Here is a 13,081-nt window from a genome sequence, read left to right as displayed (position 1 = left end):
AGTTACACTAATCATTCTTACTCTTTCAAAGAATAAGTCTCTAATTTTCTTTTAAATCAACAAAAAATTTTCCGTTTTGAAAACTACAATATAAAATTTGTGTTACATCGTTATAACCTAAGTTTTTTAATTTCTCAATAAGCCATGCATCTGTATGTTCAATCATTTGTAAATGACTAGATTGAATTTCTCCATCAATAATAAGAGGAAGCGTAAACTGCAATGTATCTTGTTTATTTTTTTGTTTTTGAAAGACAGATAACTTCCCAGACGGTTCCAAAATAGCATATTCTACATCCCGAATATCTCCAACTCCTTGTTCCCTTAATTGCATCATTAAATCATCTATATTATAACGTTGCTTTCTCATCTTCTTTTCATCAATCTTTCCCGCGTTTACAAGAATAGCCGGCTCACCTTCTATTAAATGCCGAAAGCGTTGATACTTTAGGGAAATGACTGACAAAATAATTTGGATGCACATAAGAAAAGTCATCGGAACTAATTGATGCCAAAGTGATTTATCGGTATTTTCAATTGCCACTACAGCCATTTCTCCAAGCATAATAAATACGACTAAATCTAATACACTTAGCTCTCCTATCTCACGTTTACCCATAAGACGAAAAATAATTAAGATGATGATATACAAAAGCATTGTCCGTCCAATTATTGATATCCATTCCATTTCTACATCTCCTTTTTTACGTATAGACTCCCCTATAAAAAAGAAACTAGTCTAACTTAGACAAAAGGAAAATATGCTTGTATTAAAAAGGGGGAATGCATAAATGGATGGAACGAAAAAATTATCAACTGCAATTGGCTTCGGTATTATTACACTACTAATTCTCGCATCTATTACTAGCATGATTATGGCTCTTTTATTAAAGTTTACGAATATAAACGAAGGGACATTAACCGTTACTATTTTTATACTCGCTCTTTTATCTATGCTTATGTCTGGATTTACTGCCGGCAAAAAGGCTCAAGGAAAAGGTTGGCTAGTAGGTCTCACAACAGGTCTCACGTTCACTATACTCGTTTTTCTAGTTAACTATTTAGGCTTTTCTCAAACTTTATCGAACTCACAATTACTTTATCAATTAGCATTAATGGGGGCGAGTACACTCGGTGGTATTTTCGGTGTAAATATGTCAAAGCAAGGTAACTAAAAAAGGCCCTGCATATTTCATGCAGGGCCTTCCAAATTAGTTTTTCACAACTTCACGAATCGCATTGCGATCGAACGTTAAGTGTGAACCACCAGATTTAATAACAATTTTCGTCTCATCTACTGATTCGATTGTACCGTGTAAACCACCGATTGTTACGATAGCATCACCTTTTGCTAACTCACTTTGCATTTGAGCAACTGCTTTTTGACGTTTTTGTTGCGGGCGAATTAATAAGAAATAGAAAATCGCAAACATCGCAACGATCATAACGATATTCATCATACCTGCATTCATCTTTTGTTCCTCCTTTTAAATTATGTATTAGAAGTTTTTAGCATTCGGTTTATTAAAGCCATACTGTTCAAAGAACTCTTCGCGGAAATCGCCAAGACGGTCTTCACGAATAGCTTGTCTCACCTGCTCCATTAAGTTTAACAGAAAATGAAGGTTGTGATAAGACGTTAAACGAATTCCGAACGTTTCATCACATTTCATTAAGTGACGAATGTACGCACGAGAGTAGTTTTTACATGTGTAGCAATCACAGTTTGGATCAAGCGGACCGAAGTCTCTTGCGAATTTCGCATTTTTTACAACGAGGCGACCTTCACTTGTCATACATGTACCATTTCGAGCGATACGAGTTGGAAGTACGCAGTCAAACATATCAATACCACGAATTGCGCCATCGATTAACGAGTCAGGAGAACCTACACCCATTAAGTAACGAGGCTTATTATCTGGAAGAAGTGGTGTTGTAAACTCAAGTACACGGTTCATAATATCTTTCGGTTCACCTACAGATAAACCACCTACAGCGTAACCAGGGAAGTCCATTGAAACAAGATCTTTCGCACTTTGACGACGAAGCTCTTCGTACTCTCCCCCCTGTACAATACCGAATAAACCTTGATCTTGCGGACGTTCATGCGCTTTTAAGCAACGTTCTGCCCAGCGGCTCGTACGCTCTACAGATTTCTTCATATATTCAAAAGTAGCTGGGAATGGTGGACACTCATCAAATGCCATCATAATATCTGAACCTAATGCATTTTGGATTTCCATCGCTTTTTCTGGTGATAAGAATAATTTATCTCCATTTAAGTGATTGCGGAAGTGAACGCCTTCCTCTTCAATACGACGGAAGTCACTTAAACTGAATACTTGGAAACCACCAGAGTCTGTTAAGATTGCACGATCCCAGTTCATAAATTTATGCAAACCGCCTGCTTCACGAATAATTTCATGACCTGGACGTAGCCATAAATGATACGTATTACTTAAAATAATGCCAGAATCCATTGCTTTTAATTCTTCTGGTGACATTGTCTTAACTGTTGCAAGTGTACCAACTGGCATAAATGTTGGTGTATCAAATGAACCGTGCGGCGTATGCACACGACCTAAACGGGCACCCGTTTGTTTACATGTCTTAATAAATTCATAACGAATTGCTGTCATAACTTACTCCTTTTATTTGTTTCTCATTTTAGCGTGAGATGCAACGAACATTGCATCACCGAAGCTAAAGAAACGATATTTTTCTTTTACTGCTTCATTATAAGCATGAAGTACATTATCTCTATTTGCAAATGCACTTACAAGCATAATTAATGTTGATTTCGGTAAATGGAAGTTTGTAATTAAACCATCAATTGCTTTAAATTCATATCCCGGATACATGAAAATATCTGTCCATCCAGAAGCGGCGCAAAGCTTACCTTCATGATCTGTTGCAATTGTTTCTAACGTACGAGTTGATGTCGTACCTACAGTAATAATACGTCCACCATTCTCTTTCACACGATTTAATAATGCCGCTGTCTCTTCAGACATATGATAATATTCTGCGTGCATATGGTGTTCTTCAATCGTGTCTGCAGAAACTGGTCTAAATGTTCCAAGTCCTACGTGAAGTGTAATGAATGCTAACTGAACGCCTTTTTGCTTTAACTTCTCAAGTAACTCTTCTGTAAAGTGAAGTCCCGCAGTCGGCGCTGCTGCTGAACCGATTTCTTTCGCATATACTGTTTGATAGCGATCGCGATCTTCTAGCGTCTCTTTAATATATGGAGGAAGTGGCATTTCCCCAAGTTCATCTAAAATTTCATAGAAGATGCCGTCATATGAAAATTCAAGCTGACGTCCACCTTGATCTGCAGTTCCTGTGCAAGTTGCTTTTAATTTCCCTTCGCCAAAAGAGATAACAGTTCCTTCTTTTACACGTTTCGCTGGCTTTACAAGCGTTTCCCACTTATCACCTTCTTCTTGTTTTAAAAGAAGTACTTCAATGTGCGCGCCTGTATCTTCTTTCACACCGTGCAAACGAGCAGGCATAACTTTCGTTTCATTTAAAACTAAGCAATCCCCCTCATGTAAGTAAGAAAGAATATCCGTAAAATGTTTATGCTCAATATCACCTGTTTCACGGTCTAACACCATTAATCTTGATGTTTCACGCTCTTCTAACGGGACTTGTGCAATAAGTTCTTCTGGTAAATGAAAATCAAACAGATTTATATCCATAGCTATATCCACCTATTTCTTATTTAAATCGATTTATTATATACATAATAAAAGATAATACAATACTTAACACAATACATGTAATGATAGGAAAATAAAAGGTAACGTTTCCTTTTTTCACAAAAATATCGCCTGGAAGCCTTCCAATGAACTTCCAAGCTAATCCAACAACGATGAGTAAGATCCCGGCTGTAATAAGCAGCTTTGGCATCTCCGTCATACTTTTGGTATCTCCATTCCGAAATGTTCATACGCAAGCGGCGTTACAATTCGGCCCCTCGGCGTTCGTTGTAAAAAGCCAATTTGTAATAAATACGGCTCATACACATCTTCAATCGTATGAGATTCTTCTCCAATTGTTGCTGAAACCGTTTCTAATCCAACTGGACCGCCACGGAATTTCTCAATAATACCAAGCAGTAATTTATGATCAATATGATCTAGACCTAATTTATCTACTTGCAGTAGCTCTAATGCCATTTGTGTAATTTCCATCGTAACCGTTCCATTACCACGAACTTGTGCGAAATCACGTACACGTCTTAAAAGACGATTCGCAATACGAGGTGTACCACGAGCACGTCTTGCAATTTCTAATGCAGCTAACGAATCGATTTCAACTTCAAATACTTCTGCTGTACGTTCAACAATCGCAGAAAGCTGATCTACTGTGTAGTACTCTAACCTTGAAAGTACACCGAAGCGGTCACGCAGCGGTGCCGATAATGCTCCAGCACGTGTTGTTGCTCCAACTAATGTAAATGGCGGTAAATCTAGGCGTACAGAACGTGCTGAAGGCCCTTTTCCAATTACAATATCAAGGCAAAAGTCTTCCATCGCAGGATACAATACTTCTTCAATTGATCTATGCAAACGATGAATTTCATCAATAAATAATACATCACCTGGCTGAAGCGCTGTTAATACAGCAGCTAAATCTCCTGGTCTTTCAATTGCGGGACCTGAAGTTGTTCTAACATTAACGCCCATCTCATTGGCAATAATATTCGCAAGCGTCGTTTTACCAAGACCTGGTGGTCCATATAAAAGCACGTGATCTAACGTTTCTTCACGCATTTTCGCCGCTTCAATAAATACTTCTAAATTATGTTTCGCTTTATCTTGGCCAATATACTGACGGAGCGTCTGTGGCCGTAATGAATATTCTAAATCCGCATCTTCATATGCAGATTCCCCTGAAAGGAGACGTTCGTCCATTATACTCACCTCTTACCATTTAGTAAAAGACTAAGTGCCTTTTTAATATACTGATCCGTCGTTAATGCTTCTTTTAATAACTCTGGTACAACACGAGAAACTTCGCGTTCTGCGTATCCAAGTGCGCGCAGAGCTTCCAGTGCCTCATCAAGCTCAGCTGATGAACCTTTATTCTCATCAAAACGTTCTGTGTCTGAGAATAAATCAACAAATGCATCTGGTACGACATCTGCTAGTTTTCCTTTTAAATCTAAAATCATTTGGCGTGCTGTTTTCTTTCCGACGCCTGGGAATTTCACTAAAAACTTCTCATCTTCATGCTCAATCGCTTGAACGACCTGTCCTGTTTGACCAGAAGCTAAAATTGCAAGAGCGCCTTTTGGCCCAATGCCAGACACGCCTAACAACTTTGTAAATAATAAACGCTCTTCACGTGTTTTAAAACCGTAAAGTGCCATAATATCTTCTCTCACATAATGATATGTATAGACACGGATTTCTTGCTTACTTCTTTGAAATACATACGGATTTGGTGTGAAAATTTGATAACCAATTCCATTATGATCAATTACGACATATTCCGGCCCTACATACTCCACGTAACCTGTAACATATTCAAACAAAATACGATCTCTCCCTCTTAAATCATGTATTCCATTTTAACATATTTAATGATAGAAAAGCGAGACTGCCCCAACAAATGTTCTCCACTTGAAACTTCTGTTATTTTCCATTGACAGAAAGGTTAAAGCACCTTAATATACAGAAGTCGATAATGATTATCAATACTAATTAAAGGGGTTACATCAGGATGAAACGTAAGCTATTTATTTTATTTACTATTATGCTTGTTGTTCTTTCTATCGTTGGCTGTTCTTCTCAAAAAGAAGAATCGAAAGCAAAAGAACAACCGAAAACAAAAGTTGTAAAACATGCTAAAGGTGAAGCTACAATTCCAGTAAATCCAAAGAGAATTGTTGACTTATCTGGATCAACAGAAGAACTATTACTTCTTGGACATAAACCTGTTGGTACAGCAAATACATATAAAGATAAAATCCAAAATCACTTAACAGACAAGTTAGATGGAGTAAAAGCAGTAGGTTGGTACTGGGCACCTAAAGTTGATTTAGAAGCTGTTACTGCTTTAAAACCAGACTTAATTATTTTAAACAACCGTCAATTAAAAATTTATGATCAACTAGAAAAGGTTGCACCTACAGTTGTTCTAGAAACAAACTTAGAAGACTGGCGTGGTAAGTTTAAAGAAGTAGGTAAGCTATTTGACGAAGAGAAGAAAGCAGACAAATGGATTGCAGACTACGATAAGAAAGCAGACTCTTTATCTAAAAAAATTAAAGAGAAAACAAAAGATGAGAACTTTATGTTCGTTGCAGTTACACCACAAAACTTCCGTGTATACGGTAGCTTCGGATACGGTGACATCATCTTTAATGACTTAAAACTTCCAGCAACAAAAGGTACGGATTTAAAACAAACGATGGCGCAAGTATCACTAGAAGGTCTAGTTGCATTCCAGCCTGACCAAATGTTTATTGTAAACTTCGGCGGCGAAGCTGATAAAGTTTACGAAGACTACAAAAACAGTGCCGTTTGGAAAGACAATAAAGCAGTTAAAAATAATCACGTATATGAAGTATCAAATGAAGTCTTCAATACGAAAGCATTCAATCCAATCGGAAAAGATATGCTAATTGATGAAATCGCAAAAGAAATTTTAGCTAAAAATAAATAAGAAAAAAAGCAGCTCACCATGAGCTGCTTTTTTTCTTACTTTGAACTGCGTATTGCTTCATTTTTTCAATCGTCTTCACAAAACCTTCTTTTGATTTAATACGAATGCCACGTTTCAATTTCGCACGTTCATAGCTCTCAAGCTTTTTCATATCAATTTGAAAGAAAGAATGGATCGCATTATCATTTTTTGGCACACCTTTGAAAATTTGTAATATCCCTTCCTCTGAAACACCAAAATACCCGCTCGTTTTCAATAACGGAGAAATATCATCAACTTTCTTTTGCAATACAATTTGTACATCATCACGATCAACGAGCTGCCATTCTTTATACTGCTGTAAAAACTTTTCTAAATCCGTCACTTTTTCTGTAAGTATTTCTTCGCTTACTTCGCCATCAACATACATACGCTCTAATAAAATTGTAACCTCAGGTTCTTTTTTCGTCACTTCTGGTACTGGCCCTTCCGCCTTCACATTCGTTTCATAAACGAAACAAAACATCATAACGAAAGCTTGCATCGCAATCAGTATCCATTTCATTTCCGTTCACCTCTTTTAGGCAAGATCATACTTTCATTAGTAGTTTTTCCGGAAATGGGGGTTTTATCCATATTACATTTCTTTCGAAAATATAAAAAATGCAGATAAGGATTCACCTCATCTGCATGTATCATTTACTTTTATATAAAATGAAAGACGCCTGCAAAGCAGGCGTCTTGATGCGTTTACGGCGAGAGACCAGGCGACCACATTCGCGTGTTTAGCACTTAAGCATATCTCTCGTCTTACGTAAATTAGCTCATCGCTTTGCTAATATAACATTAATAAAGTATAAGTGCAACATGTTTATAAAAATATTTTATTTCCTCTTTCATCCAAATAAATCAAACGCAAATTATAAATTGATAAATGCAATATATATATTACAATAAACATAACAGCGAAATCATCATAAACGGGAGATAGATATTATGAAACAAATAAAGGATGAACGTCTCATTCTGCAAACGTTAAAAAACATACGTATTGTCTTTCTTTTTCAATCACTTGGTATAATCGGTGTTTTAGGCTATATCGGATTCACTGAAGGAATAGATCAAATTACGAAATCTCCATTATGGCTAGTATTTATTCTTACGAGTATGATCCTTAGTTATTTACAGTTAAGTGTTTCAATCGATGTAGAAGAAGGCGAAAAGGAAATAAAGTTAACTCCTTATTATAAACTTGTCTTCCGCTCCCTTATTGTAGGAATCGTTATGGCTATTATTTATATCATTTTCAATCCAGAAAGACCTCTATTTGAAGCTATTTTAACAGATAGTATTCTTTTCATCTGCTTTTTAGTTTCTTATTCCGTTAGTTATTTTATTAAAAAACGTCGTTTACAAGACAACGATGAATAAAGAGGAAGGGCTCCCCCTTCCTCTTTTGTTTTGCTATCGCACTGTACCAGTTAAACCGTAACGAATGTCTCGGAACATATTCACTATGTCACGATTAAAATCGTTTGTAACTGTACCGTTACGTAGACGCGTACTCATTGCATCGACACGAGTAAACATATCATTTCTTACAGAAACATATACGTTTCTGTTTCCAACTTCATTTGCAACAGCTTGACGAATTTCGTTCGCCATCGCCGTTTCATTTGTCACTGTGTTACGTGGTTTTACCGCAATCGCTACATCGTTTCCATATACAACTGTAGACACACGGTCTACGTTATTCATACGTTTCACACGATTTGTTATTCTTTCAGCTGTTTTACCATCATTGTTAATGTATGAATTGTTCATTGTAATATTACGAGTTGGATGCGGATTAGCAATTTGTCCATTGTAATTTACATCACGGTAATAATTGTATCCTGTATCGTTACGACCATTTCTATATGTTACATAATCTGTATAACGATCATTACGCGTCACATTATCACGATACTGATGTGTATCATTATAAGATGTACGCTCGTAATTGTAGTTACGTCCATCCATTGCATTGTTTTTTGGTGTACCACATGCAGCTAATGCACTAGTAACTAACAAAGAAGCAGCAATCACTTTTACTTTCGTATTCAATACAAAAACCCCCTCTGTTAGAATGAGCTTCTCTACTGAAAAGCTCCCTCTTATGATGAGTAACAGAGAAGGTTTTTACACTGTTAATATTTCACTGGGAATTTTCTAGCACTTCATAAAAAAACTGCCTTTTCTTAATTAACAGGACTGCAAAAAAGGCGGGAATACTCCCGCCTTTTTAAACTTCTTCTTCGTCCTCTTCTTCTGAAACGGGCTCTCCAAATACATTTGGTGGATCTGGTTGATAATACATCGTTCCTGGCTGTGGTGCATATGCAGACTGAGTTGGTTGATAATATAAAGGATTCGCATATTGCGGACCGCCTGGTTGTGGACTATATAGTCTACTTTCTCCTCCGCATCCACAATCTTCCTCACCCTGCACAAGCGGCGGCATGTTATTATCCATTGGCATCATATTCGGGTTTGGCATAGACGTATGTTGCGGTCCAAACGGCGCTCCTTGCTGATATGGCATTTGATATGGATTTGGTTGTTGATAATACGGATTCGGCGGCATCATGGGCATTTGATAGGGCATCATATTTGGTGGTTGATTGTTATCCATAATCGGCATCATATTCGGCATTTGATTGTTATCCATAATTGGCATTATATTCGGCATTTGATTGTTATCCATGATTGGCATCATATTCGGCATTTGATTGTTATCCATAATTGGCATCATATTCGGCATTTGATTGTTATCCATGATTGGCATCATATTCGGCATTTGGTTATTATCCATAATTGGCATTATATTCGGCATTTGATTGTTATCCATAATTGGCATCATATTCGGCATTTGATTGTTATCCATGATTGGCATCATATTCGGTGGTTGATTGTTATCCATAATTGGCATCATATTCGGCATTTGATTGTTATCCATAATTGGCATTATATTCGGTGGTTGGTTGTTATCCATGATCGGCATTATATTTGGCATTTGAATATTTGGCGGTATGACTTGTGGAATAACTACATTTTCTTTCGATACATTTGGCGATACTATATTTCCTACATTCTCTTTCTTCACTTGTGGTGACACTATATTTCCTACATTCTCTTTCTTCACTTGTGGTGACACTATATTCCCTACATTTTCTTTTTTCACTTGCGGCGACACTATATTTCCTACATTTTCTTTTTTCACTTGCGGCGACACTATATTTCCTACATTTTCTTTTTTCACTTGTGGTGACACTATATTCCCTACATTCTCTTTCTTCACTTGCGGCGACACTATATTTCCTACATTTTCTTTTTTCACTTGTGGTGACACTATATTCCCTACATTCTCTTTCTTCACTTGCGGCGACACTATATTTCCTACATTTTCTTTTTTCACTTGCGGTGACACTATATTCCCTACATTTTCTTTTTTCACTTGCGGCGATATTATATTATTTTTTTTCGTTTGCGAAGAAATGATATTGTTAGGTTTCATTTTACTAATTTGAGGAGCAATTAACTCGCTTCCTTTTTTTATTACATCTGAAATTTTATATTCTTTTTTCGGTTTTATTGGTGGTTGTGGCGGCTGCGGTAATACATTTACCGAAAACTTCGTGTTTTCTTTTTCCGCCGGTTTTTGTTTTTCTATCACAGGTGGTTTTTGAATAACAGACGGTTTTTCTTTTTGAATTGGCTGTTCTTTTTGCACCTCTTTTTGCGGTTTCACCTGTACTTCTTTTTGCGGCTTTACCTGCATCTCCTTCTGTGGTTTCACCTGTACTTCTTTTTGTGGCTTTACTTGCATCTCTTTCTGCGGTTTTACTTGCACTTCTTTTTGTGTTTGTTGCATAGCTGGCTGCTGTGTAATTGGTGCTGATTGATACGTAACTTCTTCTTCATCTTCTATTCCAAGCGGAGTTGGTGTTGCTGCAAATTCTTTTTGCTGCACTTCTTTTACGTATTGCTTTGGAGGTGCTGAACCTGCTCCAGCCTGTTGTTTCATATGAACACTCTTTGATGGCACTTTAATTTTCATACCTGGCATAATTAAATCTGGATTACTAAGTTGTGTATTTGTTTTTTTCAACGTATCAAAATCCACTCCGTACTTTTTCGCAATTTTCCAAAGGGTATCCCCTTTTTGCACGATATGAATTTTCAAATTTTCCCCCTCCTGTATAACTTATCTATAAGTAACAAATCTCATGAAGTAACTCTTTCTAAATAACATTAACTTCTTTTCACTTTTATCACTTCTTCGATTTTCAATATCATTCGAAGTGGAATAAGCATAAAGAACCACAATGATTTCTTCAAAACAATGTATGCCCATTTCGTTCTCGTTATGATTATATGTATGAAAAAAAGCAACGGGAATACCGTTGCTTTACACACGCTCTAACATACGATTTAATGCAAGAACTGCTTCTGCCGTTACTTGTTTGTCTACGCTAATAACGTTAATTTCTTCTCCTCTTTCTATCGTTTCAAGTGTCCATAATAAGTGAGGCAGATCAATTCGATTCATCGTTAAGCACGGACACATAAATGGATTAAGCGAAACAATTTCTTTATCTGGATGTTGCTGAATAATTCGATTCACTAAATTCATTTCTGTACCAATCGCCCATTGGCTACCAGATGGCGCTGATTCAATCATATCAATAATATATTTCGTTGAGCCTGCATAATCTGAAGCAGCTACAACTTCATAGCAACATTCTGGATGTACAATAATATTCATATCCGGATGATTTTTTCGTACACTCTCAATATTCTTCATTGTAAAATTTTGATGAACAGAACAATGTCCTTTCCATAAAATCACTTGAATTTCTTCTATATCCCCATCGTACTCTAATAAATCTGTGTGTGGGTCCCATACTGCCATTTTATCTAACGGGATACCTAGATCGTACGCTGTATTTCTCCCTAAATGTTGGTCTGGTAAAAAGACGAGACGTTCTTTTTGAGTAAACGCCCAAGATACCATTTGCTTTGCATTAGAAGAAGTTACTGTTGCTCCTCCGTTACGACCACAAAACGCTTTAATTGCAGCTGTAGAGTTCACATATGTTAACGGAATCATCGTATCTCCAAATAATTTAGTGAGCTCTGTCCATGCTCTTTCTGTTTGTTCAATATCTGCCATATCCGCCATCGAACAACCTGCACGCATATCTGGTAAGATGACAACTTGATCATCTGTCGTCAACATATCTGCTGTTTCCGCCATAAAGTGTACCCCGCAAAACACAATGTATTTTGCGTCTTTATTGCTCGCTGCAACTTGCGCAAGTTGAAGTGAATCCCCTGCTGCATCTGAAAATTGTACCACTTCATCTTTTTGATAATGATGCCCTGGAATGAATAACATTTTCCCCATTTTCTCTTTAATTTCACGAACACGCTTTTCCATATCTTCCGTTGACATTGTGTAATAACGCTCTGGTAACATCGTTTCAATCGGCTGTACTTTTTCTAAAATACTCATATACGTTTCTCCCCCTCTAAGCCACTTTCCTTACTCTTCAATATTGAAACTAATATCAAGTGCTTTCACTGAATGTGTTAACGCTCCAAGTGAAATATAATCTACCCCTGTTTTTCCGTATTTCGATAAATCTTCAATTGTGATGCCCCCTGAAGCTTCCGTAACGATGGCACTTGGTACAATCTTTGAAAACTCCCGGATTTCATCTGGCGTACGATTATCGAACATAATAATATCCGCACCAGCAGCGACAGCCTCTCTCACCTGTTCCTCAGTTTCTGTTTCCACTTCTACCTTCACCATATGTCCTAACTTTTCTTTTACTGATGTAACAGCTTTTGTAATAGAACCAGCAAAAGCAATATGATTGTCTTTAATCATGACACCATCATATAAACCGAAGCGATGATTAAATCCACCGCCGCACACGACTGCATACTTATCAAACATACGTAGTCCTGGCATCGTTTTTCGCGTATCACAAATGCGAGTATGACTACTATCTAAAGCAAGAACCGCTTTACGCGTCATCGTCGCTATTCCACTCATACGCTGAATAACGTTTAATATAACGCGCTCTGCTGTTAATAACGATGCGATTGGACCTTGCACTGTTGCAATAATTTCTCCTTTTTCTACAAGATCCCCATCTTTTTTATGAAGCTCTATTTCAATTCTCTCATCAATTAATTTAAATCCTGATTCAATTACTAAACATCCTGCAAAGACCCCTGTATCCTTCGCAAGAAACGTTCCTTTCGAGAGCAAGTTATCTGGAAAAATAAGCTGAGATGTTACATCTCTTTCTCCTATATCTTCTAAAAAAAATCGGTTTAATGCTTCTTTAACTTTTATCGTGTTCATAAA

15 protein-coding genes are annotated in these 13,081 nt (G+C 37.0%); 3 read left to right on the top strand and 12 right to left on the bottom strand.

Translation table 11 applies throughout. From position 1 onward, the window contains the following. Window positions 1–40: 40 nt before the first annotated feature. The gene (locus tag AU379_RS02320; protein ID WP_000454816.1) at window positions 41–688 is read right to left on the bottom strand and encodes a DUF421 domain-containing protein; all 648 of its coding nucleotides are present in this window, start codon (window positions 686–688) and stop codon (window positions 41–43) included. 103 nt (window positions 689–791) lie between these two features. Here AU379_RS02320 and AU379_RS02315 point away from each other — a divergent pair, with 103 nt between their 5' ends. After that, complete coding sequence (locus AU379_RS02315) at window positions 792–1,175, top strand: TIGR04086 family membrane protein (protein WP_061138938.1); 384 nt, start codon at window positions 792–794, stop codon at window positions 1,173–1,175. 36 nt (window positions 1,176–1,211) lie between these two features. Here AU379_RS02315 and yajC read toward each other — a convergent pair whose 3' ends face one another. The 6 genes from yajC to ruvA are packed head-to-tail and all read right to left on the bottom strand — an operon-like array spanning window position 1,212 to window position 5,545. Then, window positions 1,212–1,472 (bottom strand): preprotein translocase subunit YajC, encoded by a 261-nt coding sequence (yajC, locus tag AU379_RS02310; RefSeq protein WP_000991115.1) that lies wholly within the window; start codon window positions 1,470–1,472, stop codon window positions 1,212–1,214. A 27-nt stretch (window positions 1,473–1,499) separates the two neighbouring features. Beyond that, window positions 1,500–2,639, bottom strand: coding sequence for a tRNA guanosine(34) transglycosylase Tgt (gene tgt, locus AU379_RS02305; RefSeq protein WP_000125365.1), 1,140 nt, complete (start codon window positions 2,637–2,639; stop codon window positions 1,500–1,502). Between the two features lie 12 nt (window positions 2,640–2,651). After that, window positions 2,652–3,704, bottom strand: coding sequence for a tRNA preQ1(34) S-adenosylmethionine ribosyltransferase-isomerase QueA (gene queA, locus AU379_RS02300; protein WP_000354034.1), 1,053 nt, complete (start codon window positions 3,702–3,704; stop codon window positions 2,652–2,654). Between the two features lie 19 nt (window positions 3,705–3,723). Then, complete coding sequence (locus AU379_RS02295) at window positions 3,724–3,924, bottom strand: DUF2905 domain-containing protein (protein ID WP_000138162.1); 201 nt, start codon at window positions 3,922–3,924, stop codon at window positions 3,724–3,726. Further along, complete coding sequence (gene ruvB / locus AU379_RS02290) at window positions 3,921–4,922, bottom strand: Holliday junction branch migration DNA helicase RuvB (protein WP_000344449.1); 1,002 nt, start codon at window positions 4,920–4,922, stop codon at window positions 3,921–3,923. The genes AU379_RS02295 and ruvB overlap by 4 nt, the downstream gene beginning before the upstream one ends. Before the next feature lie 5 nt (window positions 4,923–4,927). Next, on the bottom strand, window positions 4,928–5,545 hold the full coding sequence (gene ruvA / locus AU379_RS02285; RefSeq protein ID WP_000464513.1) for a Holliday junction DNA helicase RuvA: 618 nt from the start codon (window positions 5,543–5,545) through the stop codon (window positions 4,928–4,930). Window positions 5,546–5,733: 188 nt separating this feature from the next. Here ruvA and AU379_RS02280 point away from each other — a divergent pair, with 188 nt between their 5' ends. After that, the gene (locus AU379_RS02280; protein ID WP_000823606.1) at window positions 5,734–6,678 is read left to right on the top strand and encodes an iron-hydroxamate ABC transporter substrate-binding protein; all 945 of its coding nucleotides are present in this window, start codon (window positions 5,734–5,736) and stop codon (window positions 6,676–6,678) included. 13 nt (window positions 6,679–6,691) lie between these two features. Here AU379_RS02280 and AU379_RS02275 read toward each other — a convergent pair whose 3' ends face one another. Then, entirely contained in the window at window positions 6,692–7,222 is a 531-nt protein-coding gene (locus AU379_RS02275; protein WP_000871174.1) for a BofC C-terminal domain-containing protein, read from the bottom strand. Window positions 7,223–7,653: 431 nt separating this feature from the next. Between AU379_RS02275 and AU379_RS02270 the strand changes: the two genes are divergently transcribed. Next, complete coding sequence (locus AU379_RS02270; protein WP_061138937.1) at window positions 7,654–8,088, top strand: hypothetical protein; 435 nt, start codon at window positions 7,654–7,656, stop codon at window positions 8,086–8,088. 33 nt (window positions 8,089–8,121) lie between these two features. Here AU379_RS02270 and AU379_RS02265 read toward each other — a convergent pair whose 3' ends face one another. From AU379_RS02265 to nadC, 4 genes are all read right to left on the bottom strand, one after another. Continuing rightward, complete coding sequence (locus tag AU379_RS02265; RefSeq protein ID WP_001093542.1) at window positions 8,122–8,763, bottom strand: YhcN/YlaJ family sporulation lipoprotein; 642 nt, start codon at window positions 8,761–8,763, stop codon at window positions 8,122–8,124. 178 nt (window positions 8,764–8,941) lie between these two features. Continuing rightward, window positions 8,942–10,882: a spore coat assembly protein ExsA gene (exsA, locus tag AU379_RS02260; protein WP_061138936.1), complete on the bottom strand. Its 1,941-nt coding sequence runs from the start codon at window positions 10,880–10,882 to the stop codon at window positions 8,942–8,944. 225 nt (window positions 10,883–11,107) lie between these two features. After that, window positions 11,108–12,214, bottom strand: coding sequence for a quinolinate synthase NadA (gene nadA / locus AU379_RS02255; RefSeq protein WP_000025305.1), 1,107 nt, complete (start codon window positions 12,212–12,214; stop codon window positions 11,108–11,110). Window positions 12,215–12,244: 30 nt separating this feature from the next. Continuing rightward, window positions 12,245–13,078 (bottom strand): carboxylating nicotinate-nucleotide diphosphorylase, encoded by an 834-nt coding sequence (gene nadC / locus AU379_RS02250; protein WP_001092207.1) that lies wholly within the window; start codon window positions 13,076–13,078, stop codon window positions 12,245–12,247. Between the last annotated feature and the right edge of the window lie 3 nt (window positions 13,079–13,081).

The organism is Bacillus sp. JH7, from assembly GCF_001563515.1.
GTDB lineage: Bacteria > Bacillota > Bacilli > Bacillales > Bacillaceae_G > Bacillus_A > Bacillus_A cereus.
This window is presented reverse-complemented; position numbering and strand designations above follow the sequence as displayed.